Raw genomic sequence first — 26,206 nt, 5'->3', positions numbered from 1 at the left:
ATCTATTAACAACCAAAAAACAACCCATTTTTATGAAAAAATTACTGTTAGCTTTAGTACTTTTTGCCAGTTTAACCAGCTGCAAAAAATCCGATAAAGCCGAAGAACCAAAGAAAATTGCCATTGTAGTTTCAACTTTGAACAATCCGTGGTTTGTGTTTTTAGCGGAAACTGCCGCCAAAAAAGCAAAAGAATTAGGATACGAATCCAAGATTTTTGACTCTCAAAACAACACGGCATTGGAAAGCGATCATTTCGAAAACGCCATTTCTTCGGGCTATGACGCTATTTTATTCAATCCGACAGATGCAGCGGGTTCTGTTGCCAATGCTACTAAAGCTAAAGCAGCTGGAATCCCTGTTTTTTGTATGGACAGGGAAATTAATTCTACCGATGCGGCGACTTCGCAAATCCTTTCGGACAGTTATTCGGCTTGCGTGCAATTGGGAAAATTGTTCGTGGACACATTAGGCAAAAAAGGGAATTATGTTGAATTATTGGGGATTGTTTCCGACAACAACACTTGGAATCGCTCGAAAGGTTTCCATAGTTCGGTGGATAATTATCCAGGTTTGAAAATGGTGGCCCAACAAAGTGCCGATTTCGATCGTAACAAAGCGATGGAAGTGATGGAATCTATTTTGCAAGCACATCCCGATATTGACGGTGTTTTTTGTGGAAATGATGCTATGGCAATGGGTGCATACCAAGCATTGGTTGCCGCCAACAAAGCCGATAAAGTAAAAGTTTTTGGTTTTGATGGAGCAGAAGATGCCATCAATTCCATCAAGGAAGGAAAATTAACGGCCACGGCCATGCAATTCCCTAAAGTTATCGCCGAAACTGCAGCCACTTATGCCGATGAATATTTCAAGGGCAAAAAGGATTTTCCTAAAAAATTGCCTATCGCTGTTGAGGTGGTAACCAAAGAAAACATTGACAAGTACATTGCTTACGGTAAAAAATAACGAGTTATGGTACAAAAAATCATAAAGTATTTTTTAATACTGCTCTTTTTTGGATTGCTGCTGTACAATTCGGTGTATTTTAAAAAGATAAGCGAAATGCAGGTGTCAAAAATAGCAACTGTTTTTGATGCGAAGGCTTACGCCAAAACCTATCTTTTGGAGAAAATCCCGGCTGCCAAAAAAGAAGCGGTTGCTGTTTCGGATTTGCTTTCGGCAATGAAAAAAGACTCCAAAAAGGCATTTACAGCTTTCAGTCATTTTCAAAATGAAGGCGACATGAAATATTTCTTCGTCAAAGGCGAAGGCAAAGTAACGGCCATCGACGAGGAATTTGTTATTCTTAAAACAGCTTCGGGAGAAGAAATAAAACTGGCCATCCAATACATTTTTGGCAACACGTCGAGGGATTGTTCAGGCTTGATTTCCATTGATGATTTCAGCAACACAATGGATTTGAACAACGTTTCAGAAGAAATCAACAAACTCATAAAAGCCGAAATCGTGGCTCCATTTACTGCGAAAGTTCAAAAAGGAGACAGTGTTTCTTTTTTGGGTGGAATAGAAATGAGCCAATCGAATCCAAAGACGGAGAATATGGAAATCGTTCCGTTGCAACTCGAAATTAATTCCAAATAGCGAATGTTAACAGCAGAAAAAATAGGAAAGAAATTTTCGGGTATCACGGCATTGTGCGATGTTTCGATGGTATTATTGCCTGGAAAAGTCACGGCCATCATTGGCGAAAATGGTGCCGGAAAATCGACCTTGATGAAAATCCTGTCCGGCGTTTATCCGGAATACGACGGGAAAATCATCTACAAAGGAGAAGAAGTGCGTTTTGAAAATCCCAGAGAAGCACAAGCCTGCGGTATTGCAATTATTCATCAGGAACTGAATTTAATTCCAGATTTGACCATTACTGAAAACATTTTTTTAGGAAGGGAATTAGTGAATGCTTGGGGCTTTTTGGATAAAAATGCGATGTACAACAAAACGCAGGAACTTTTGACACGACTAAAGTTAGATGTAAATCCAAAAACGCTTATTCGAGACTTGAAATTAGGGCAACAACAAGTGGTGGAAATTTCCAAAGCTTTGTTGACCGATTCCGAAGTAATTATTATGGACGAACCTACTTCGGCGATTAGTGACCACGAAGTGGAGATTCTTTTTGGCATCATCAAAGACTTGCGGAAAGAAAACAAAGCCATCGTTTACATTTCCCATAAACTGGACGAATTATTTAAAATTGCCGACAGTTACATCGTCCTTCGTGACGGAAAAGTGACCGAAACCGGCACAATGGAAGGCGTGAATAACGATTCAATCATCAAAAAAATGGTGGGACGCGACATTAAAATCATCGAAAAAGGAAATCGCATCACTAAAAATGAAGAGTTACTGAAAGTCGAAAATTTAACTTTATTAAAAAAAGATAGTTCGAAAAGAATACTGCTCGACAATTTGAATTTCAATTTAAAAAGCGGAGAAATTCTCGGCATTTTTGGATTGATGGGAGCAGGACGCACCGAGCTTTTGGAATGTATTTTAGGAATACACCCTTCAGATACTTCGAATTCTATTAGCATCGAAAATCAGAAAGTAAAATTAAAATCGCCTCGTGAAGCCATACAATCCGGAATTGTTTTGGTTCCTGAAGACCGCAAAAGAGACGGATTGGTTTTAGGTTTGGATGTAAAAACCAATATTACTTTGAGTACTCTGAAAGACATTCAGCAAACAGGATTTTTATCTACCAAAAAAGAACTCGAACTTACCCAGAAATACATCGATTCACTAAAAATAAAAACATCCTCGCCTCATTTAGAAGTGAAAAACTTAAGCGGTGGCAACCAACAAAAAGTCGTTTTGGCAAGATGCTTGGCAACCCAACCCAAAGTGTTGATGCTCGACGAACCCACAAGAGGAGTCGATGCCGGAGCAAAAAACGAGATTTACAAACTTATTATGGAACTTTCCGAAGCGGGACTTGGGATAATAGTAGTTTCTTCTGAACTGCCTGAAATTCTAACCGTTTCAGACCGTGTTCTGGTAATGGCAGAAGGCAAAATCACCGCTGAATTTCTTTCGGCTGATGCCAATGAAGATGCCATTTTGAAAGCGGCAATTCCACAAACAATTTAATTTAAACAGATATGAACATAGCTTTAGATCGTTCAAAACTTGCAAAATTTCAATCCACAATTGCCTTATTAATTTTGTGCATTGGATTAACGATACTTTCAGATAAATTCCTCACAGTTGATAACGGCTGGAACGTTTTGCGACAAATTTCGGTCAATATTTGCATTTCTGTCGGGATGACTTTGGTCGTGCTGACTGCGGGTATCGATTTGTCTGTGGGTTCCATTTTGGCCTTTAGCGGTGCGGTTGCCGCAGGACTTTTAAAATCGGGAATCTCTTTTCCTGGGAATGATTTATTTATTGGATTTACTTTATTAGGAACTGTTTTGGCAGGAATTGCAACAGGCTCTTTTCTGGGATTTTTTAATGGCTGGGTGATTACCAAATTCAAAGTCCCACCTTTTGTAGCAACCCTAGCGATGCTTACTGTAGCAAGAGGATTTACAATGCTTTGGACCAAAGGTTATCCAATCTCCAGTTTAGGAACTGATTTTGCCTACATCGGAACAGGTTGGTTTTTAGGAATTCCTATTTTGGTTTGGATTGCAGTTGCTGTCATCATTGCAGCGATGATTATCTCCAATAAAACAGCTTTGGGACGCTATATTTATGCCATTGGTGGCAATGAAAATGCGGCAAAATTATCGGGAATCAATATCAATAAAGTAAAAATTATCGTTTATACGTTGGCGGGAGCTTTGGCTGCCATTGGCGGAATTATGGTTACATCGAGATTAGATTCGGCGCAACCCAATGCGGGAATGAGTTACGAATTAGACGCTATCGCAGCGGTTGTAATTGGCGGAACTTCGCTTTCTGGAGGAAGGGGAACTATCATTGGAACCGTACTTGGAGCCATAATTATTGGAGTTTTGAATAACGGATTGGTGTTGTTGGATGTTTCTCCTTTTTGGCAACAAGTCGTGAAAGGATTGGTGATTTTATTGGCCGTGATGATTGACAAAGCAAATTCAAAAGCCGAATAACGACTATGGAAAACTCTTTAATTCTGGCCATCGACCAAGGAACAAGCAGCACGAAAACCATTATTTTCAATACCAAAGGCGAAGTTTTGGCAAAGGCCACAGAAATCCTCGAAACCAATTATCTAGAAGGCGGTTATGTTGAACAAAATCCCGAAGGAATTTATCAAAATGTCCTGCTTTCGGTGAAAACCTGTTTGGCTGTTTTTACTTCGAATGGAGGAAAAATCGAAGACATAAAATCAGCGGGGATTTCCAACCAAAGAGAAACTTTTATTGTTTGGGATAAATCGGGAAAAGCGATTGCTCCTGCGGTGGTTTGGCAATGCAAACGTTCCATCTCGATTTGTGAAGACTTAAATTCCAAAAACGGAATTGCTGACCAAGTAAAAAACAAAACCGGATTGATCATCGACCCCTATTTTTCGGGAACGAAGTTAATTTGGTTGAACCAAAACAATGAAGATGTAAAAAATAAAATACAATCGGGCGAAGCTTTTTTCGGAACGGTTGATACTTGGTTGTTGTATAAATTAACGAATGGACAAAAATATTTAACCGATTATACGAACGCATCTCGAACCTTATTATTCAATCTTGAAAAATTAGAATGGGATACCGAATTAATCGAAACTTTTGGATTGACGGGAATCAATTTACCCGAACCCAAACCATCGTCATTTCATTATGGGGAATCTCTTTTTGATGGATTATTCGAAAAGCCCTTGCCTATTACTGCAATGATTGGCGATTCGCACGCTGCAGCTTTTGGAGAAGGCTGCTTGAATCCTGGAACTGCCAAAGCGACTTTAGGAACAGGCTGTTCAGTATTGATGAACATTGGCGACAAGCCTAAATCATCTGCCAGCGGAATGATAACCACCATATGTTGGAGCACCGAAGAACGAGTAGATTATGCTCTCGAAGGTGTAATTGTTTCTTGTGGTTCCACCATCGAATGGATGAAAAACGAATTGCAACTCTTTGGCGAAAGCCGGGAAACAGAAGCGATGGCAACATCAGTTCAAGATAATAACGGGGTTTATATCGTACCAGCTTTTAGCGGATTGGGCGCGCCTTATTGGAATATGAGCCGAAAAGCTTCCATAGAAGGACTGACTTTTGATTGCAAAAAGAATCATATTGTGAGAGCAGCATTGGAAACCATTCCGTTCCAAATCAAGGCCGTTTTGGATGCGATGCAAAAAGATACCGGCGTTCCCATTCAAGAATTGATGGTCAATGGTGGCATTACGGCTAATGATTTTGTTATGGATTTCTTGACAGATTTGCTCGACAGCAAGGTAATCAAAAGTACGATGCCCGATGTTTCGGCTTTGGGAGCGGCTTATTTGGCTGGTTTGGGTGCAGGAATTTTCAAAAATTTGGAGGAAGTACAACAATTGTTTGGAGAAAGACCTGCTTTGAATTCGGGGAAATATTTGGAAGCTGGAAAACAGTTTCAGGTTTGGAATGATCTGGTAGATGTCGACAATACTTAAGAAACACTCGTAAATGAAGAAAATAATTCTATTTGCCTTATTAATATCTTTGAAAGTCTTTGCAACTGAACAAATTCAAGACATCTTGATATACAACGGGAAAAAGTATGAATGGAGAAATTTTAATCTTGGAAGAGATTATATAAAAAAATTTAATTTTAAAGTTCATGAAGATGCAATAGAAACAACTGCAAATTATGGCTTTTATACTTTTACTTATACAATCGAAAACGACTCGTTATTTTTAACAGACATTACATCCTAGTTAAGAAAGAAAGAGGTTTAGATTCAAGATTAGTCTTTAATGACTTTTTCAAAGACAAAAAGAAAGTCGTTCTGGATTATTCTAAAATACAAACATTTCCATATGGAAAACAGATTGAATTGACAAAATCGAATTGGACTGATATACATTTTACAAATTATCTTGTATTTGAATTAAGGAACGGAAGAGTTGAAAAAAAATATGATTTAGACTATAAAAGTTTTTTAAAACTTAAGAAGCAACTATTTTCGAAGTTTAAGGAGACAGAAGAATATTCTAAATCTCAAGTAACTGAAATTGAAAATTTAGAGAGTTTTAACGAATTTAGACCAGAAAAATTCTCGATGGAAAGTTATTTAGAATATAAAATTTTGGGATTAGTTAAAACGCTTAAAGAATGAAGGGTCGCTAACAAAAGCCATTTACACGAACGACTAATGGTGTTTGTTTTACAAAAGAAAAAAGCTGTCAAATTAATTTTTGGCAGCCTTTTTTGATTTTGTTGCATCCTGCTTTTGGTCTTATTTTATTCTTTTAGACATTGGCTTAAGATCAGTTAAATCGGCTATTTTAATTGGTTTATCCGATTCGATACTTTTTCTTGCCGCAATCCCGATCAATACAGACAGCACGCCATCTCTTATTCCTGCAGATCTGGCATAAGGATCTTCTAGATTTGGTGTTTTAAATATTTTATCATGCAAACGCTTGTCTCCACCGCCATGTCCTCCTTTTTCGGTAGGCACCAAAACGGTGTCGAAATCTTTCCATAGTTTATGAACTATAATTGATTCGGTACTGGTTTCTTCCAGGGAGTTTTGTTCCATTTCTTTCGCGTGCATTTCTGCTTGACTTGCCGCAACATTTTTATGGTATGGAATGTCCAAAGAGGCTTCTATTCTGCCTTCGGTTCCGTTAAAAGCAATTCTCCAACCTTCATAAGGCGAATAGGTGGTGAGGGAGTAATTTACGGTTACATTATTGGCGTATTTTATTTGGGCAGACATTTTATCATAGATGTCGATTTCTTTTCTAAAAAGACAGTTGTCGCGAATGTATCCATCATGTTTTTCATTGGCTACATAAAGCTCCATGGAACGTTTGTCTTTTGTGATGTCGTAATAATAGTCACATTTGGATTTGAATTCGCAGCTTCGGCAATTATCTCCTCTATACGGGCCATTGGCACCATAATGTTCTAAACTTCCATAAGCAAAAACTTCGGAAGGGTCTGAATCTATCCACCAATTCAACAAATCAAAATGATGGGTTGCTTTATGAACCCATAGTGAACCTCCTTTGTCTTTTTGCCCGTGCCATCTTCTAAAATAAGAAGCGCCATGGTACGTGTTTAAATACCAGTTAAAATCCACGGATGTAATTTTACCGATGGTATTATTGGCCAATAGTTCCTTGATTTTTGTGGCATACGGACTCCAGCGATAATTAAATCCAACGATAAGATTCTTGCCTGATTTTTTTTCGGCATCTAAAATTGCTTGTGATTTGTTTTCGTCGGTAGTAAGTGGTTTTTCGGTAAGCACGTCATAGCCAGAAGTCAAGCCTTTTATGATGAATTCATGATGGGTTGAATCTACTGTGGTAACAATGATTAAATCGGGTTTGGTGGTGCGCAACATTTCATCAAAATTCACAAATGTTGGACAATTAACCCCCATATATTCTTTTGCGTATTGAAGCCTTCCGGGATTGATGTCGCTAAGCCCCACAAATTCGAGAATATCAGAATATTCATCAACAAGTCTTTTTCCCCAAAAGCTGGTTCCCCGAATTCCTGTGCCAACAAGAACAATCCGAAGCTTTTTTGAATTGCCAAAAGAGAAAGCATTGATTGGAAAAGCTGTGTAGGCAGCCAACATGCTTATTGAGGTTAAAAATTTTCTTCTCGAATTTTCCATAGTTACAGTTTTGATGTTCTTAAATTCCTCTCTGAAATTTTTTTAAAAGTTAGTGTTTTTTTGTTGACAATAAATATTTTTCAATAAGTTTTTAGGCTGTTTTGTGCTCTATTTGAGTTCAATAGCTAATTCTATTTGGTTTTTACGGACATTTAAAGGCTTTTGTGTCAATTTATACTTTGCTTCTATAATTAATTTTAGTCAATGTCTTACAAAAACAAGAAAAGTCATGAAAACATCAAGCCTTAATTATAATTCTATTTTTTATCAGCTAATTTTTTGTTATATTAATTTGTTTTTATGTTTTTTTTTAAATTACATTTACAAATGTATTTATTACACTTATAATAAATTGTTTCCTTGTTATAATCAACAAAGTATTATAAGTTTCTAAAATTCAGTTCTTTTTTTAAACCATGATTTACATGAATTTGTGAATCTTTTACACCTTTTTTCCTTTGAAAAAATTTGCATTATTTGTATCGTTATTTTGGTTTTTGGCGGGTTTTTCGCAAGACTACCCTGTTAAATTTCTTGACATATCCGATGGTTTATCTAATAATTCAGTTATTACAACTTATCAGGATCGTAATGGATATATGTGGTTTGGTACTTATGATGGATTGAATCGGTATGATGGTTACAATTTTAAAGTGTATCGCAATAGAATTAATGATAAAAGTTCATTGTCTTTTAATACTATTTATTGTATTGAAGGAGATTCGGAAAATAATATTTGGGTAGGAGGTTCAGATGGTGCTTGTGTTTTTGAAAGGAAAAAATCTATTTTTTATCCACTAGAGTATCTTTCTGACGACAATAAAGCTCTACCATTAAAGGGGACTATTCATCAAATTCTATCTGTTTCGGAAAAATTAGTTTTGGTTGCTTCTCAAAATTCTGGTTTATTAATTTTTGAAAACGAATCACTTGTAGGAAAGCCAATAGCACTTAAAACACCGCACAATAAAGCCATTGAATTTAGTTATGACGCTAAAGTTCTTGAAGATGATCCTACAAACGGACGTTGTTGGCTTTATGTAGTTAACAAAGGTATTTGTAGTTACGATTATAAATCAAAAAGTTTGAAGATAGTGCATCCTTTGCTTATGGATGTAACATGTATGCGTCTTTCTTTAGATGGAAATCTATGGTTGGGTACAGATGAAGGTCTTTATTTGTTCAATATCCGAACTGGTTTACTATCAGATAATTATTTTTCGAATAAATGTACTGTTACACACATTCTCATAGATAAGAAAAAAGAAATTTGGCTTACTACAGATGGTTGTGGTATTTATAAAGTAATCGGGCAAGATAAAAAAGCAGTTCCGTACCAAACGGCTCAAAACAATCAGCTTGTAAAAAGCAATTCTATCTCGAGTTTATATGAAGATGTAGCAGGAAATAAGTGGATTGGAACTTTAAGAGGCGGAATCAGTATGATAGGGAATATCCCAAAATACTTTAAGAATATTAAATACAACGCGAAGGAAAATGATGCTGCTCAAAATTTTATTTTATCCTTTTGTGAAGATGAGAAAAAAAATTTATGGATTGGTACAGATGGGGCAGGTTTAAAGTATTGGAACAAAAGACTAAACACTTATACATTCTACAGTACTACTGGTGATAATGCACACAAAATTAGTAGTAATTTCATAACCAGTATCATTAGGGATAACGATAATAGGATTTGGTTTTCAACATGGTTTGGAGGCGTAAACCGAATCAATACTACCAATAATACAATCAGTTATTATTCCTGTTATAATCCAAATACCAAACAGGTTGAGAAAAATATTTGGTTTGTTTATAAAGACTCCAAAGGAACAATTTGGGCAAGTGCAACGAACGAAGGTTTCTTATATTTTTTGGATAGAACTAAAAATACTTTTGTACTCTTTGATCCATCAATCGATAATTTACAGTGTCTTACAGAAACAACCGATGGAAAACTTTGGGGAGGAAATTATGCCTCATTATTTGAAATTGACAAGGCTAGAGGAAAGCATAAGAAAATTGCCATTGGTAATCCAATAAGAAGCATCCATGAAGATAAAGAAAAAAATCTTTGGTTGGGCACTCAAGAAGGAGGCTTACTATTGTTTAATAGAAAGACCAACAAATTTAAAAGACTAACCACAGATGACGGTTTGCCTTCTAATACTATTTTGAGGATACTAGAAGATAAAGCAGGAAATTTATGGATGAGTACCTATAATGGCATTTGCAGATTTGATAAAAAAAGGAAAATTTTCAGAAATTTTTCGGCAAATGATGGTTTGCAAAGCAATCAGTTTAGTTTCAATGCCAGTGTGAAATTATCCACAGGCGAGTTTCTTTTTGGAGGTATCAATGGGTTTAACTCTTTTTTTCCTGAAGACATTAAAGATTTTGATCAGAGGGATAATTTATTATTAACCGATTTTTATGTAAACAATAGACCAGTAGAAGAAAGTAAAAAGGAATTGATTTCAAAATGGGATTCTGGAAAAATCATAGAGGTACATTTACCCTATGACCAAACAACCTTGTCTATTGAATTTGTAACATTAAATTATAATAATTCCGATAAAATAAATTACGCCTACTTCTTGGAAGGTTGGGATGACCAATGGAATTATGTTGGACAAGCCCGCAAAGCTAATTATGCAAAATTAGCAGAAGGAAAATATGTGTTCAAAGTAAAAACCACCAACTTTAGAGGAGGATGGAATAAAGAAGCAAAACTTGTTACCATTATAGTTTTGCCTCCTTGGTACAGAACCTGGTGGGCATACAGTATCTATTTATGTATTGGACTAGGAATTATTTATGTTTATGTAACCTACAATAAGAACAAAGAAAAATTAAAATATAAAGTAAAAATTGCCGAATTAGAAAGACTTAAAGAAAGGGAAATTGCCGAAAAACAATCCTCTATGTTTACTTATATTTCTCATGAATTTCGCACTCCGCTATCATTGATTATCAATCCACTCAAAAAAACAATCCAAAAAGCCACTACTGAAAACAGTTCTTTTACAAATGATTTAGTCATTGCGCATCGAAACGCAAGAAGACTTTTGAGTTTAGTAGATCAATTGCTGCTTTTTCGTAAGGCCGAAAATGATGCTGATGAACTCCATATTACTACAATAAATGTCAATAATTTATGTAATGAAGTCTATCAATTTTTTGTAAACCAGGCCAAAGAACAAACCATTGACTATACGCTTGAGATACCTGAAAACAGCATTGAAATAATTGGCGATTATGAAAAAATAGAAATTTCTTTATTTAATTTAATGTCAAATGCTTTTAAGTACACACCCGTTGGTGGCAAAATTGGCTTATTGCTGACCGAAACAGAACAAGAAGTTACTATCAAAATTACTGATAGCGGCAACGGAATAGCCCAAAATGATTTGGTTACAATTTTTGATAAATTCAAACAGGTAGATTCTAAAACCCCAATTGGTGGTAGTTCAGGTTTTGGAATTGGGCTTTTTATAGTGAAGTATTTTGTAGAAAAACACAAAGGCACCGTAAGTTGTAATAGCGAAATAGGGAAAGGAAGTGTATTCGAATTGACGTTCTTAAAAGGTCAAGCTCATTTTGATACTATCGAAATCAGCACTGCTATTCCTAGGATGAGTCCTCTTGTAAAAGAACTTATCGATTATGATATAGAAGAAAATGTGGAACAACCTCTGAATACAAACTCAAATAGTGAACTCCATAAAACAATGCTTACCGATAAGCGAACCCTTTTGATAATAGACGATAATACTGATATAAGAAATTATTTAATACAATTATTTTCAGAAAAGCATATTGTTTATAGCGCTGATAATGGAGCAGAAGGTCTTGAACTGACTAAAAAACACTTGCCGGATCTCGTTATTAGTGATATTGCTATGACTGTAATGGACGGTCTTGAATTGTGTAAAAAGATAAAAGAAAATGAAGATTTGTCGCACATTCCTGTAATATTATTAACTGCATCCAAAAATCCAGAAACCCATCTTCAAGGCATCAGTGATGGAGCAGATGATTACATAACAAAACCATTCGACGACGAGATTCTAATAGCACGTGTAGAATCACTGCTCAAAAGTCGCAGTAATTTGCGTAAATATTTTCTGGATAGCATCACTCTGAAAGAGAATACCCAAAAGGTTCCTGCCGAATACCAAGCTATTTTAAAAAAATGTATAGCTGTTATTGAAGCTAATATTCATAAAAGAGATTTTACGATTAAAAATTTTGCCCACGAAATGGGAATGAGTCACAAAACACTTTACACTAAAATTAAAATAATTTCAGGACAAACGCTAAACGCATTCATACGTTCAGTTCGTATAAGAAGAGCCGCCATGCTAATGCTTACCGAAAACATGAATATCACACAAGCCAGTGTTGAAGTAGGATTTGAAGACCCCAAATATTTTAGACAGCAATTTGTGAAATTGTTCGGAATGACGCCTTCCGAATACATCAAAAAATACAAAAACTCTTTTAATGCCGACTTAAATGTCATCAAATAACAAGGCATTTGTTATTCTAAAAAATTGCATTTTTAACCATCTTTTAAGTATTCAATCTTGAAATAAGTTTTGTTTTTAGGGCTAAAACGGCTATTACTATTTTTTGTTAAAAATTATATATGATTAAAAAAAACACATGTATTTTTTTGTATTATTTATTTTTTATCATAAAAAAAGAGGTCAATTACCAATTTGACCTCTTTTTTTTTCCAATTTACCCCTCCTGCAACTTTCTATCTAGCCATTACTTTGCAATATAGATTTCATAATGCCGCATTGTTTTTACTAGTGTGATTAAAAGTCATTAGAAAACTATATTTTTATTTTAAAGCTTTGGATAATAAAAAACAGATTTAATTAAAATGGGTTTTGAGTAAAAAAAATTAAAATATCAATATTTGAAAATTAACTAACCAATTTATTAATAACCAAAAACCACCTTTTAGCCTATGCCATAAAAAAACTTATAATCTTGATGAGTTTGTCGATTTTTCAAACAGATAACATCGGTAAATAGAACATAGTTAAATAATAAAAAATATCAACCAAATATGAAAAACTTTATAAATATAAAGAAAACGCATTTTTATGATTTGGACTTTAATATAAAAAAGAAATACGCACTCCTTTTTTTATTTCTTCCTTTATTTCAAGTTCAAGCAAATGCAGAAACTGCTACAGTTTTAACTAAAGTTGAGCAACAGCAGCAACAGCAAAGAACGATTAGTGGACAAGTAACAGACGAGAGTGGAATGCCTTTACCTGGCGCAACAGTTTTTGTAAAAGGGACTCAAAATTCAGCTATGACTGATTATGATGGAAAATTCTCTTTGAAAATAAATGAAACAGACAAAGTACTGGTTGTGTCTTTTGTAGGATATGAATCCACTGAAATTTTAATCCAAAACAAATCAGTTTTTGAAGTAAATATAAAACCTAGTTCAGAAGGTCTAAAAGAGGTTGTAGTTGTAGGTTTTGGAACTCAAAAAAAAGCCAGTATGGTGAGTTCGATTACAACAATTAATCCAAAAGAATTAAAAGGCCCTACTAGTAACTTGACTAATATGCTTGCGGGAAGAATTTCAGGAATGGTTGCTTATCAAAGAACAGGTGAGCCTGGTGCTGATAATTCGGATTTCTTTATTCGTGGATTAGGATCATTTGGGGCAGGAAAGCGAGATCCATTAATCCTGGTTGATGGTATTGAATCTAATACAACCGATATGGCAAGATTACAACCAGATGATATTGAAAGTTTTTCAGTATTGAAAGATGCTGCTGCTGCTGCTGTTTATGGAGCACGTGGAGCTAATGGTGTTGTTTTAATTACCACAAAAAAAGGAAAAGAAGGAAAATCAAAGTTCAGTTTCCGTTCAGAAACTAGGATGTCATCCAATACCAGAAATTTTGATTTTGCCGATAATATTACTTATATGAATTTAGCTAATGAAGCTACATTAACAAGAAATCCGCAAGCCATATTGCCTTATACTCAAACTAAAATTGATAGAACGGCTGCAGGAGATAATCCTTATTTGTATCCAAGTAATAATTGGATCAAAGAATTAATCAAAGATTATACGATTAATCAAGGTTTTAATTTGAGTGCTAGCGGAGGTGCTGAAAAAGCAAGGTATTATATTTCTGGAACCTATAATGTAGATAATGGCGTGTTGAATGTTGAAGGGCTTAATAATTTTAATTCTAACGTAAAGCTTAGGAATTATTCTTTAAGATCTAATATTGATTTGGATCTTACCGCTACAACAAAAGCAGCAATACGTGTTTATGGTCAATTTGATGATTATAATGGTCCAATAGGTGGAGGACAACGTATATTTAATCTTGCATTATGGTCTAATCCTGTTAAGTTTCCTAAAGTATATCCTTCTAGTTTTCTCCCTTTTATTGAACATCCATTATTCGGAGGAGCTTTGACAGATAGTAATAGTAATACATTGTTAATTAACCCTTATGCCGAAATGGTACGTGGGTACCAAACAAGTAAGGCTTCGACAATACAAGCACAAATAGAGTTAAAGCAAGATTTAGGAGGTATTTTAGAAGGTTTGAGCGCCAGAGCGATGGGGTATGTAAGAAGATATTCTTTCTATCAAGTTCAAAGACAATACAATCCTTTTTATTATCAAGGTGTTGTCAATGGAGATGAAATTCAATTACAAGTGCTAAATGATGGTGGAGCAAATAGTGTAGGAACTGTAGGAACCGAATATTTGAATTATAGTGAGGGAGCAAAAAATTTAGATTCTCGTATTTATCTTGAAGCAGCTATAAATTACAATAGAACTTTTAACGAAAAACATGCTGTTTCGGGTATGCTTATCAACTTGTTGTCCAGTTTTGAACAAGGTAATGCAGGAAGTGTACAAGGTTCGCTTGCCAACAGAAATCATGGAGTATCGGGAAGGTTTACCTATGGTTATGACGACAGATACTTGGCCGAATTTAATTTTGGTTACAATGGTTCTGAACGTTTTGCAACAGGAAAAAGATATGGTTTTTTCCCTTCATTCGGTTTAGCATATAATGTTTCTAATGAAAAATTTTGGGAACCACTGAAAAATGTTGTAACACAATTTAAACTTAGAGCCACTTATGGTTTGGTGGGTAATGATCAAATAGGTAATGCAGGCGACCGTTTCTTTTATTTATCAAATGTAAACCTTAATGATCCTACTTATGGTACTTCTTTTGGTGAGGAGTTTGCTTATTACCGTAATGGGGTTTCTTTATCTCGTTATGCTAATCCTAATATTGGTTGGGAAGAATCAGAGCAAATTAATTTAGGCTTTGATTTAGAGTTGGCTAAATCTTTTAATGTAGTAGTTGATATTTACAAACAAACACGAAGTAATATATTGCAAAACAGAACTAATATAGGTTCGACAATAGGTCTTACAGCAGTGCCAGCAACTAATTTTGGAAAAGTAGAAAGTAAAGGTCTTGATGTATCAGTCGTTTATAATAAACAATTCAACAATGATTGGTTTACACAATTGAGAGGGAATTTTACCTATGCAGACAATAAAATATTACAATATGATGAGGTAACTTACCCAAGTAACTTGTCATACCTTTCTCAAATAGGACAAAATGTGAGTCAATCGTATGGTTATATCGCCGAGCGTTTATTTATTGATAATGCCGAAGTAGCCAATTCACCAACGCAATTTGGAGAGTATTTAGGAGGAGATATCAAGTATCGCGATGTTAATGAAGATGGTGTCATTAATCAAAATGATATCGTTCCGTTAGGTGATCCTGCTGTACCAAAAATTGTTTTTGGTTTTGGGGGTACTGTAGGTTATAAAAAATTTGATTTTAGTATTTTCTTCCAAGGATCAGCTCAATCTTCATTTTTTATTAATCCAGGAAATATAGCACCTTTTGTCTTAAATGGATCTTATCAAAACGGTTTGTTAGATGTTATCGCAAAGGATCACTGGTCTGAAGATAATAGAGATTCCTATGCTTTTTTCCCAAGGTTAAGCGACACATTTGTTGAGAACAATAACAGGGTCTCAACCTGGTGGATGCGCGATGGTTCTTTCTTAAGATTAAAAACAATAGAGGCAGGATATAATGTGCCAGAAAAGACAATATCTAAATTAGGAATTTCTGCTCTTAGGATATATGCAAGTGGTAATAATTTAGCCGTTTGGAGCAGATTCAAATTATGGGATCCAGAAATGGGAGGTAACGGTTTAGGATACCCAATACAATCTGTTTATAATTTAGGTTTAAAACTTGATTTTTAAAAATATAGAATATGAAAACTAAAAATAATAATACATTAAATAAAGCGAAGCAAAGGCTTATAAAAGCATTTGGTTTTACTTTGATGATTGTATCTTTAATAGGACTCGAATCGTGTGAAGATACTTTTTTAGATGTTGTACCAGATAACGTTGCAACAATAGAGCAAGCTTTCAAATTAAGGAATGAGGCAGAAAAATATTTGTTTACCTGTTATTCCTATTTGCCACTTAATGGCGATGCATTATGGAATGTAGCAATGCTTAGTGGAGACGAACTATGGATTCCTCCGCAAGATTTAGCACTTGATAGTAATGCTTTTGATGTTGCAAGAGGATTGCAAAGAAAGTTTGATCCCTATGTAGATGCATGGGAAGGTAGATATCAAGGTGGTGGCCCTAATGATCAATTTAGATTGTGGAATGGAATCAGACATTGTAATATTTTTATAGAAAATCTTGAAGATGAATCAAAGGTGCCTGATATCACACAATCAGAGCGTTTGAAATGGATTGCAGAAGCAAAATTCTTAAAAGCCTATTATCATTTCTACATGATGCGTATGTATGGACCTATCCCTGTTATGCGTAAAAATATAGCTATTGATGCTCCATTAAGTGAATTGTATGTTTCTCGTGAACCAGTTGACGAAGTAGTAAATTACATTGTACAATTATTAGATGAAGCAACAGTAAATTTAGAACCTGTAATTGTAGATAAGAATAATGATTTAGGCAGAATTACAAAACCAGTTGCTGCAGCTTTAAAAGCACAAGTTTTGTTAACATCAGCGAGTCCTTTGTTTAACGGTAATACAGATATGGCAGGTTTTACTACCAAAGATGGCAAACCGTTTTTCAATCAAACTTACGTTCCTGAAAAATGGCAATTAGCTGCCGATGCCGCAAAGGCAGCAATAGATTTAGCACTAGCAGCTAACCATGATCTTTACACATTTACAAATGCTTCATACAATATAAGTGATGTAACAAAACGAAAATTGTCTATTACCGAAGCCATAACGGATAGAACAAGTAGAGAGGTGATCTGGCATAATACTAAAAGTCAGGCAAATGCAATTCAAGTGCAATGTGCTTGGCCAGTAAATGCAGAGCAACCCGATTATACGGCTCAAAAATTTTTAGCACCAACTCTAAAAATGGCTCAAATGTTTTACAGTAAAAATGGTGTGCCTATAGAAGAGGATAAGACACTAGATTTCTCTGATATTAAAGCTTTGAGAGGAGCTACCGCAAGTGAAAGATTTGATATTAAAGAAGGAGAACGCACAGCCAGATTGAATTTTGATCGTGAACCTAGATTTTATGCTGATTTAGCCTTTGATCGTTCCGTATATTATTTAGAAAGTAGCCAAGCCGATGAAACCAAATATTGGCTTAGAGCCAAGTTTGCAGAACCTAGCGGTAGTGATGATGTTAGACATTATAATATTACAGGGTATTATCTTAAAAAGCTAGTAAATTATAGATACAATTGGGGCGGTACTGGCACAGGAGCTTCTTTTCGTTCTTATGCTTGGCCAGAAATTCGTTTAGCAGAATTATATTTAGACTATGCAGAGGCTTTAAATGAGGTAAATGGCCCAGGAAATGAAGAGATTTTTACTTATTTAGATAAAATTAGAAACAGAGCTGGACTAATAGGTGTTAAGGAGTCATGGAATAATTATTCAAAAAATCCAACTAAACACACTACTAAAGATGGTTTAAGAGAAATTATACACCAAGAGCGCAATATTGAATTGTGTTTTGAAGGAAAACGTTTTTGGGATCTAAAAAGATGGAAAAAAGCAGTACTTGAATTAAATCAACCTATTAGAGGATGGAATTATAAAGGAACTGATGAAGCGAGTTACTATCAAATTACTACAATATTTCAACAAAGATTCGTTGGTCCAAGAGATTATTTTTGGCCAATAAACGAGCAAACAATTAGACAAAATCCGAATTTAATTCAAAATCCAGGTTGGTAAAAAATAAAACAACAATATTATGGAAAGAAATTTAAGAAAATCCTTTTGGGTTATTATGTTTTCTTTGGTTCTAACTTTTGTAAGTTGTTCTGAAGAAAAAGGACCTACACCATTAGAAAATAATCCTAATGGTCCGGGAATGGTAGAGAATATAACGATAGAAAATTTATCAGGAAAAGTAAAGCTTACTTACGAGTTGCCAGATAATCAAGATTTACTTTATGTAAAAGCTAATTACAAACTTGAAAACGGTACAGAGATGGAGGTAAAATCTTCGTATTACAATAATAGTATGTTGTTAGAAGGTTTCGCAGGAGGCAAAGAAGTTAATGTAAAAGTTACTGCTGTAAATCGTAGTGAGAAATCATCAGTAGCCAAAGACATTACTGTTAGTCCTCTTTTAGCACCAATTTATGGCGTATTTAATTCTCTTGAAACCTCGGTAGATTTTGGAGGAATTCGAATAAAAGCATCAAATCCAACTAAAGAGAATATTGCTCTCTTGGTAATGACTAAAAACAACACAGGAGATTGGGAAGCATTGCGTAATAGCATTTACACAAGTACAGATATTATTAATAAAAATGTTAGAGCTAATGCTGGTAGTTTTGAATCAAAACCAACCCAATTTGCCATTGTAGTTAGAGATAGATGGTTAAATGTTACCGATACTCTTTTTACTGAAATCACTCCTCTATTCGAAGAAAAAATACCAGTTAGTAATTATAGACCTTTAAGACTAGACAATGATCCAGCATCATATCCTGAAAATAGAGTTGAATATCTTTGGGACAGTCAATTTGGATGGCCTAGAGTATGGGTAACCTTAAGAAGTAACCCTGTTCCAAAACATACCGTTACAATGGATATGGGAACCTCTGCAAGAATAAGTAGAATACATATTTGGGATTATTTAGAAGGAGGAAATTATTATTATTTAGGCAGTATGCGCAAATTCAGAATCTGGGGGATTGATTCTACGCCTAATCAATCAGGTAGTTTAGCAGGATGGACACTACTTGGCGATTACACCGCTGTAAAACCTTCAGGACTGCCTTATGGTCAGCAAAATAATGAGGATTTTTTAACCGCACAAGCTGGGGTTGATTATGAAACAAGAAGTGATGTTAATGTGAGGTACATACGCATCGAATGTTTAGAGAGCTGGGATGGAAATTCGTATATGGCACTTTCTGAATTATTGATATATGGAAAAGTTAATTAATTAAAAAGACAAACATGAAAAAGTATAATTTTAAAAAAGTTTCTTACTACTTTATTATGACATTGCTTATAGGAGTCTATTCATGCTCTGTAAATGATGATTATAAAAAGTTTGTAGAAGAAGGAGAGCTTTCTTATACAGGAAAAATTGATTCTTTGAAAATCCTTCCAGGAAGGAATAGAGTAAAACTTGAGGGACTTATCATTTCAGACCCTAAAGTTACTCAATTAAGAGTTTATTGGAATTCCAAAAAGGATTCTGCTATAGTGCCTATCACCAGAACTTCGGGTGTTGATGCCGTTTCTACTGTTATAGAAAACCTGCCCGAAAACATTTATAATTTCGAAGTAAAAACTTTTGATGCCAAAGGAAATGGTTCTATTGCTCAAAATGTAACAGCAAGTACCTATGGACCACGTTATCAAGCAAGTTTGACCAATAGAAATATGATTAATAACATACCTGATGGGGATCGACTCACTATTAATTTTGCCGATATGGACAGAAGTTCAGGAGTCCTAGGGTCAGAGATTGTTTACACAACTTCTAATGGATTAGAAAAAACAATTTTTGTAGATATTAATGATTCTAATGTAGTTATTCCAGATTCAAAATTCTTGGCTCCTCTTAAATACAGAACTACTTTTAAACCTACCACAACAGCAATTGATATATTTTATACTGATTACACAACGGTACAGCCAAGACCTACTCCAGCACTAAAAAATGCAAAACAACCTTTTGCCTATGATACAGTTGCAGGATTAGTTGGCGGCAGATGGGGCACTTTAGCAGAACCTTGGATAACTAATGCTGCAGCAAAAACTCATAATGGGGTTGGCGGATACGATAATGGTTGTTGTGCAGGAAGAGAAAAAACAATGAATTTAGAATCTGGTTGGGGTTCGCCTAATTATACAAATGCCAAGATACATCAAGTAACAACAGCTGATGCAAATGTAAATTATCAATTAAGGTTTACAACAGTAACCTCTAATTATTCTACTAATGATGCTGCAGGTGCATATCTCGTAATAGCTCTAGGAGCAAACGGATTGCCTAATGTCGAAAATGTGACTACAGCACCAGAAGTTATAGCTTACAAGAAGATTGGCGGAATTGATGGAGGTACTTTAACAGTTAACTTTTCGGTTCCTCAAGTTTCTCAAATTTCAGTTGGGCTTGTAGCTACTCAAACAGGTGAAAAATACTGCAATATTAAATCTTGGGAAATAATAAAGTTATAAATTTGTTAGGTTAGTTTGGTAAAATGGAATGTAGTTTCAAAACCACATTCCATTTTTATTAATTATTTTCAATGTACATTTAATATTTTCCAATCCTTTATAAATTAAAAAAATGACACTTTCGATTTTAAAATCTGATCTATTTATGAATGCTAAATCATTGTATTGCGTTTTGCTAGTTGGTTTTTTGGTTGCCCAAACTCAAGCACAACAAACCCTTGTAACAAGTCCTGACGGAAAATTGACCGTAAACCTCGCTGTAAATAACGGAACACCAACCTATAGTGTTTCTTACAATGGGAAGTTGTTTCTAGAACCGTCGCCCATTGGACTAAAAACCAATATTGGAGATTTCAGCACAGGTTTAGCATTAAAAGAAAATCAAGTTCAAAAAATTGATGAAACCTACGAATTACCAAATATCAAACAAAGCAAGGTTCATTATGTAGCCAATCAAACCGTATTTTCATTCACAAAAGAGAACAAAGCAGTCATTGATATTACTTTTAGAGTGAGCAATAATGATGTTGCATTTAAGTATAAAGTACATCCTCAAAAATCAACGGTTGCAGCAGTGGTTCAAGAAGAAGCATCTGGATTTTTATTCCCTGCGGGAACTACTTCATTTCTTTCAGCACAAAGTCAAGCAATGGTAGGATGGGAAAGAACAATGCCTAGTTATGAAATTCCGTATGTTGTTGATGCGCCAGTAGGCGAAAATGGAAAAGGTGAAGGTTATACTTTTCCTTGTCTTTTTAAACTCAAAAATAATGGCTGGGTTTTAATTTCAGAAACAGGTGTGGACAGTTACTATTGCGCCAGTAGATTAATGGGTCACGAAAAAGGGTTGTACACCATTGGTTTTCCTATGCAAGGCGAAAACAATGGCGTTGGTTCCTCAACTCCTGGGATTCGACTTCCTGGCGAAACGCCTTGGCGAACCATTACTGTTGGCGAAACTTTAGAACCTATTGTAACTACAACAGTTCCTTTTGATTTGGTGAAACCGCGTTACGAAGCTTCTCAAAAATACGAATACACCAAGGGAACTTGGAGCTGGATTATTGGTATGGAGAAAAGCATGAATTATGATGAACAAATGCGATATATCGATTTTAGTGCTGATTTGGGTTATCAAACACTTTTAGTGGATGCGCTTTGGGATACTCAGGTTGGACGTGACAAGGTAGAGGCTTTAGCAAAATATGGTGCTAGCAAAGGTGTTGGTTTGTATTTATGGTACAATTCTAATGGATATTGGAATGATGCGCCTCAAACACCTAGAGGAAAAATGGATAATAGTATTGTCCGACGTAAAGAAATGGCTTGGATGAAAAGTATTGGAATCAAAGGAATCAAAGTGGACTTTTTTGGAGGTGACAAACAAGAAACCATGAAGTTGTACGAAGATATTTTATTTGATGCCAATGATTACGGAATTATGGTCATTTTTCACGGAACGACCTTGCCACGTGGTTGGGAACGAATGTATCCAAACTATGCTTCGAGCGAAGCCGTTTTGGCAAGTGAAAATCTTTATTTTGATCAAAAGTATTGCGATACCGAAGCCTATAGCGCAACCTTGCATACTTTCATCCGAAATACGGTTGGAAGCATGGATTTTGGCGGAAGTGCTTTGAATAAGTTTTACAATGATAAAAACACACCAAACAAAGGTTCAAAAAGATTAACTTCTGATGTTTACGCATTGGCTACAGCTATTTTGTTTCAAAGTGGCGTGCAGCATTTTGCATTAGCACCAAACAATCTTACCGATACGCCAAAATGGGCAATCGATTTTATGAAAACAGTACCAACAACCTGGGACGAAGTGAAATTTATTGCTGGTTATCCTGGTAAATATGCCATATTAGCCCGTCGTCAAGGCGATAAATGGTATGTGGCTGGAATAAATGCTCAAAAAGAAACCCTTAAAATTAAAGTAAAACTCCCTATGATTGCTGGAGGTTCTGAACTGGAGCAATACACAGATGATGCCCAGTTAAAAGGAAGTCTTACAGCCACAAAACTGAAAAAAAACCAAGAAATTGAATTGACAATTCCTTGTAATGGTGCTGTGGTTTTAGTGAATTAATAAATCAAATTTGATTATGTTAATCAATAAAGAAAGCACAGTATCATTTATCAAGCAACAGACCTTTAAAATGAAAAATAAAAATCTTATATATCTCTTGATTTTGGTTTTTTTTGGTAATATGATGATTGCCCAAAAATCAAAAAAACAAGTGAAAAACTTAAAAACAACCGCTTATTTATTTGCCTATTTCACAGGAAATGACATCAAAGAAGAAGCCATTCGATTTGCAGTGAGTAACGATGGCTATAACTTTAGGGCTTTAAATAACAATCAGGCTATTATTGATTCCAAGCAAATCAGTTCCTCTGGCGGAATAAGAGACCCTCATATTCTTCGTGGAGCAGATGGCAAAACCTTCTATATGGTCGCAACCGATATGGTTTCTGCCAAAGGTTGGGATTCGAATCGAGCGATGGTTTTATTAAAATCAACCGATTTAATCAATTGGAGTTCATCAGTGATTGATATTCAAAAGAAATATTCAAACCAAGAAAACCTAAAACGAGTTTGGGCACCACAAACAATATACGATGCTCAAAAAGGAAAGTACATGATTTATTGGTCGATGCAGCACGGAAATGAAGCCGACAAAATTTATTATGGGTACGCCAATGCTGATTTTACCGATTTGGAAACCGAACCCAAACAATTGTTTTTCAGTCCAACGAATGGTGCTTGCATTGATGGCGAAATTATTTTCAAAGACAACAAATACCATTTGTTTTTCAAAACTGAAGGTTCAGGAGCAGGCATAAAAATTGCCGTTTCCAACAAACTTACCGAAGGCTATGTTTTGAGAGATCAATATGTGCAACAAACTCCATATCCTGTCGAAGGTGCTGGCGTTTTCAAACTAAATAATTCCAATGATTATATCTTGATGTATGATCTTTATACCAAAGGAAAATACCAGTTTACAAAATCCAGTGATTTAGAGCATTTCTCGGTTATTGACAATGCTGTTTCGATGAATTTTCACCCGCGTCACGGAACCGTTATGCCAATAACTGCTAAAGAATTGGCACGATTAGAAAGCAAATGGGGAAATACTAAACAATAAACACAACTACCGATTCATCGAATAACATAAATTATATATAATGGTTACTAAAAAATTCTTATTACCAATCCTTATTTTTTCTTGCTTATCGGCTTTTAGCCAGATATCATTTGGAGATTCCCAAAAAATTAATGACAACTGGAAGTTTATGCTTCAGGACACTCCCGAAGCTCAAAAAGCAACCTACAATGACAGCAAATGGAAATCTGTTAATGTGCCACACGATTGGAGTGTCGAAGGCAGATTGAGTCCTACCTTGGCGAGTTGTACCGGTTTTTTGCCTGGTGGAATTGGTTGGTACCGAAAAACATTGAACATTCCACAAGCGAAACGTGGCGAAAAAGTTTATCTCTATTTTGAAGGAGTGTACAACAGAAGCGAAGTTTTTATCAACGGACAGTCTTTAGGAAAACGCCCTAACGGATACATTTCATTTGCGTATGACGCTACTCCTTTTGTAAAATATGGAGAAGATAATGTTATTGCTGTAAAAGTAGATCACAGCTTGAGTGCCGACTCGCGTTGGTATTCGGGTTCGGGAGTTTATCGCAATGTGTGGTTGGTGTATTCTAATCCAGTGCATATTGCACAATGGGGAGTCTATGCTTATCCAGAAGTTACAAATGGAAATGGAATTTTGAATGTTGAGGTAAATTTAGAAAACGGTTCGGCCGACAAAACAAATCTTACCATCGTCAATGAACTTTTAGATGCTAATGGAAAAGTCGTAGCAACAACTACTCAAAAACTGCTTGTCGAAGCCAATACTGAAAACAAGATTGCAACCAAAATAAATGTAAAAAATCCAAATTTATGGGATTTAGAGCATCCCAACTTGTATCAGTTAAAAACAACCGTTTTAAAAGATGGTAAAACAATTGATAAAACGTTGACAGCTACAGGTTTTAGAAATTTTATTTTCGATGCCAATAAAGGTTTTGCTCTTAACGGAAAATGGATGAAAATGAAAGGCGTTTGTTTGCACCACGATGCTGGAGTTTTGGGTTCTGCCGTGCCAAGCGATGTTTTGAAAACAAGATTACAAACCTTGAAAGAAATTGGTGTAAACGCCATTCGTACCAGTCACAATCCACAAGCTCCTGATTTTTATACACTTTGTGACGAATTAGGATTGTTGGTTCTTAACGAAGCTTATGACGAATGGGAATTCCCTAAACGAAAATGGTTAGAAGGATGGAATCAAGGTACTCCAGGATTTCAAGGGTCAAATGATATATTTGTTAGTTGGGGCGAAAAAGATTTGGAAGATATGGTACGTCGTGATCGAAATCACCTTTCTGTTTTTGCATGGAGCATTGGTAATGAAGTAGATTATCCAAATGATCCTTACTCACATCCTGTTTTAGGTGGGAGTGAAGTTTCGGGATTTTCACAAGCTTCTTACGGAGGTTATAAAAAAGAGGCTCCAGATGCGATGCGACTTGGCGGAATTGCCAAACGTCTTGTGGCTGCTGTAAAGAAATACGATAAATCTCGTCCAACTACAGCAGGACTAGCAGGAGTAGCGATGTCTAACGAAACTGAATATCCAGGTCTTTTAGATATTACAGGCTATAATTATACCGAAAGTAAGTACCAATCGGATCATAAAAAATATCCAAACAGGGTGATTTTTGGTAGTGAAACCCGACACGAATTCGAACCTTGGTTGGATGTAAAAAATAATGAACACATTTTCGGGCAGTTTCTATGGACGGGTATCGATTATTTAGGCGAATCTAACGCTTGGCCTTCCAGAGGGTTCTATTCTGGATTAGTAGATCTTGCTGGAATTATCAAACCAAGAGGTTATTTCCGTCAGTCTTTATGGTCCGATAAGCCAATGATTTACGCAGGAACTTATCCGGCTAAAAATTATCTTTCTATAGATGCTTGGTCTTCGTGGAATTATAAAGAAGGACAAATGATTCGAGTGGTTTGTTATACCAATGCAGCAAAAGCCCGTCTGGAATTGAACGGAAAAGTAGTTGGTGAAGAAAAAAATTACAATGAAAAAACGGGAGTTATTTATTGGGATATTCCTTTTACTTCAGGAAAGTTAGAAGCAATAGGTCTTAATAAAGACGGCAAAGTGATTAGTCAATATGCAATACAAACTTCTCAACAACCTAATTCTTTGGTTGTCAATGAAAAAAATATCACAATCAATAAAGAAAATGGAGTGGCTAAAGTAATCGTACAAGTAGTGGACGAAAAAGGTTTGCCAGTAATGCTATCGGATAACGAAGTAACTTGTACAGTAAGCGGTTCAGGAACTTTGTTAGGATTAGAAGCTGGAAATAATGAAGATATGGGCGATTATACCGATAATGTTCAGAGGGTTTTTCACGGACATTTAGTAGCTTATGTTCAGTCAAAAGGGAATAATGAGCCTATAACTGTTAAGTTTACAGCTAACTGGCTAAAATCGACAGAAGTTATCATTCAATTAAAATAACCCTGTATTTTTTGCTAATTACTTCATAAAATAC

The 26,206-nt window shown here is 35.4% G+C and carries 15 protein-coding genes; 14 read left to right on the top strand and 1 reads right to left on the bottom strand.

From position 1 onward, the window contains the following. Positions 1-32 precede the first annotated feature (32 nt). Genes OZP15_RS00925 through OZP15_RS00900 form a run of 6 tightly spaced genes read left to right on the top strand, consistent with a single transcriptional unit; the run spans position 33 to position 5,863 of the window. Positions 33-968, top strand: a complete 936-nt coding sequence (locus OZP15_RS00925) for a D-ribose ABC transporter substrate-binding protein (RefSeq protein ID WP_281336751.1) — start codon at positions 33-35, stop codon at positions 966-968. A 6-nt stretch (positions 969-974) separates the two neighbouring features. Then, complete coding sequence (locus tag OZP15_RS00920) at positions 975-1,604, top strand: DUF2291 domain-containing protein (protein WP_269226636.1); 630 nt, start codon at positions 975-977, stop codon at positions 1,602-1,604. A 3-nt stretch (positions 1,605-1,607) separates the two neighbouring features. Further along, positions 1,608-3,113: a sugar ABC transporter ATP-binding protein gene (locus tag OZP15_RS00915; RefSeq protein WP_281336750.1), complete on the top strand. Its 1,506-nt coding sequence runs from the start codon at positions 1,608-1,610 to the stop codon at positions 3,111-3,113. An 11-nt stretch (positions 3,114-3,124) separates the two neighbouring features. Further along, the gene (locus tag OZP15_RS00910) at positions 3,125-4,099 is read left to right on the top strand and encodes an ABC transporter permease (RefSeq protein ID WP_269226633.1); all 975 of its coding nucleotides are present in this window, start codon (positions 3,125-3,127) and stop codon (positions 4,097-4,099) included. A gap of 5 nt (positions 4,100-4,104) precedes the next feature. Next, positions 4,105-5,598, top strand: a complete 1,494-nt coding sequence (locus OZP15_RS00905) for an FGGY family carbohydrate kinase (RefSeq protein ID WP_281336749.1) — start codon at positions 4,105-4,107, stop codon at positions 5,596-5,598. Positions 5,599-5,611: 13 nt separating this feature from the next. Then, on the top strand, positions 5,612-5,863 hold the full coding sequence (locus OZP15_RS00900) for a hypothetical protein (protein WP_269226630.1): 252 nt from the start codon (positions 5,612-5,614) through the stop codon (positions 5,861-5,863). A 521-nt stretch (positions 5,864-6,384) separates the two neighbouring features. Here OZP15_RS00900 and OZP15_RS00895 read toward each other — a convergent pair. Then, a complete protein-coding gene (locus OZP15_RS00895) occupies positions 6,385-7,782 on the bottom strand; it encodes a Gfo/Idh/MocA family oxidoreductase (protein ID WP_281336748.1) in 1,398 nt (465 codons plus the stop codon). A 458-nt stretch (positions 7,783-8,240) separates the two neighbouring features. Between OZP15_RS00895 and OZP15_RS00890 the strand changes: the two genes are divergently transcribed. From OZP15_RS00890 to OZP15_RS00855, 8 genes are all read left to right on the top strand, one after another. Beyond that, positions 8,241-12,314 (top strand): two-component regulator propeller domain-containing protein, encoded by a 4,074-nt coding sequence (locus tag OZP15_RS00890; RefSeq protein WP_281336747.1) that lies wholly within the window; start codon positions 8,241-8,243, stop codon positions 12,312-12,314. 551 nt (positions 12,315-12,865) lie between these two features. After that, positions 12,866-16,093 carry a SusC/RagA family TonB-linked outer membrane protein gene (locus OZP15_RS00885; RefSeq protein WP_281336746.1) on the top strand — a complete coding sequence of 1,076 codons (3,228 nt, stop codon included), beginning with the start codon at positions 12,866-12,868 and terminating at the stop codon, positions 16,091-16,093. 83 nt (positions 16,094-16,176) lie between these two features. Continuing rightward, positions 16,177-18,084, top strand: a complete 1,908-nt coding sequence (locus OZP15_RS00880; protein ID WP_281336745.1) for a RagB/SusD family nutrient uptake outer membrane protein — start codon at positions 16,177-16,179, stop codon at positions 18,082-18,084. A gap of 19 nt (positions 18,085-18,103) precedes the next feature. Continuing rightward, on the top strand, positions 18,104-19,309 hold the full coding sequence (locus OZP15_RS00875; RefSeq protein WP_269226619.1) for a DUF5000 domain-containing lipoprotein: 1,206 nt from the start codon (positions 18,104-18,106) through the stop codon (positions 19,307-19,309). A 14-nt stretch (positions 19,310-19,323) separates the two neighbouring features. Further along, on the top strand, positions 19,324-20,556 hold the full coding sequence (locus tag OZP15_RS00870) for a DUF4998 domain-containing protein (protein ID WP_281336744.1): 1,233 nt from the start codon (positions 19,324-19,326) through the stop codon (positions 20,554-20,556). 145 nt (positions 20,557-20,701) lie between these two features. Continuing rightward, on the top strand, positions 20,702-22,651 hold the full coding sequence (locus OZP15_RS00865; RefSeq protein WP_269226617.1) for a glycoside hydrolase family 97 protein: 1,950 nt from the start codon (positions 20,702-20,704) through the stop codon (positions 22,649-22,651). Between the two features lie 70 nt (positions 22,652-22,721). Then, complete coding sequence (locus OZP15_RS00860; RefSeq protein WP_349293279.1) at positions 22,722-23,714, top strand: glycoside hydrolase family 43 protein; 993 nt, start codon at positions 22,722-22,724, stop codon at positions 23,712-23,714. Positions 23,715-23,754: 40 nt separating this feature from the next. Then, positions 23,755-26,172 (top strand): glycoside hydrolase family 2 TIM barrel-domain containing protein, encoded by a 2,418-nt coding sequence (locus tag OZP15_RS00855; protein WP_269226616.1) that lies wholly within the window; start codon positions 23,755-23,757, stop codon positions 26,170-26,172. The last annotated feature ends 34 nt before the right edge of the window (positions 26,173-26,206 follow it).

Source organism: Flavobacterium eburneipallidum (assembly GCF_027111355.2).
GTDB lineage: Bacteria > Bacteroidota > Bacteroidia > Flavobacteriales > Flavobacteriaceae > Flavobacterium > Flavobacterium eburneipallidum.
The sequence above is the reverse complement of the archived record's forward strand: the minus strand, read 5'-3'. Positions and strand labels throughout refer to the sequence as shown.

Excerpts from the sequence above, each read along its gene's own strand:
- OZP15_RS00895 (WP_281336748.1), bottom strand. The coding sequence starts at position 7,782 with ATGGAAAATTCGAGAAGAAAATTTTTAACCTCAATAAGCATGTTGGCT.
- OZP15_RS00905 (WP_281336749.1), top strand. The coding sequence starts at position 4,105 with ATGGAAAACTCTTTAATTCTGGCCATCGACCAAGGAACAAGCAGCACG.
- OZP15_RS00900 (WP_269226630.1), top strand. The coding sequence starts at position 5,612 with ATGAAGAAAATAATTCTATTTGCCTTATTAATATCTTTGAAAGTCTTT.
- OZP15_RS00925 (WP_281336751.1), top strand. The coding sequence starts at position 33 with ATGAAAAAATTACTGTTAGCTTTAGTACTTTTTGCCAGTTTAACCAGC.
- OZP15_RS00865 (WP_269226617.1), top strand. The coding sequence starts at position 20,702 with ATGAATGCTAAATCATTGTATTGCGTTTTGCTAGTTGGTTTTTTGGTT.
- OZP15_RS00875 (WP_269226619.1), top strand. The coding sequence starts at position 18,104 with ATGGAAAGAAATTTAAGAAAATCCTTTTGGGTTATTATGTTTTCTTTG.
- OZP15_RS00855 (WP_269226616.1), top strand. The coding sequence starts at position 23,755 with ATGGTTACTAAAAAATTCTTATTACCAATCCTTATTTTTTCTTGCTTA.
- OZP15_RS00910 (WP_269226633.1), top strand. The coding sequence starts at position 3,125 with ATGAACATAGCTTTAGATCGTTCAAAACTTGCAAAATTTCAATCCACA.
- OZP15_RS00885 (WP_281336746.1), top strand. The coding sequence starts at position 12,866 with ATGAAAAACTTTATAAATATAAAGAAAACGCATTTTTATGATTTGGAC.
- OZP15_RS00915 (WP_281336750.1), top strand. The coding sequence starts at position 1,608 with ATGTTAACAGCAGAAAAAATAGGAAAGAAATTTTCGGGTATCACGGCA.
- OZP15_RS00920 (WP_269226636.1), top strand. The coding sequence starts at position 975 with ATGGTACAAAAAATCATAAAGTATTTTTTAATACTGCTCTTTTTTGGA.
- OZP15_RS00860 (WP_349293279.1), top strand. The coding sequence starts at position 22,722 with ATGAAAAATAAAAATCTTATATATCTCTTGATTTTGGTTTTTTTTGGT.
- OZP15_RS00880 (WP_281336745.1), top strand. The coding sequence starts at position 16,177 with ATGATTGTATCTTTAATAGGACTCGAATCGTGTGAAGATACTTTTTTA.
- OZP15_RS00870 (WP_281336744.1), top strand. The coding sequence starts at position 19,324 with ATGAAAAAGTATAATTTTAAAAAAGTTTCTTACTACTTTATTATGACA.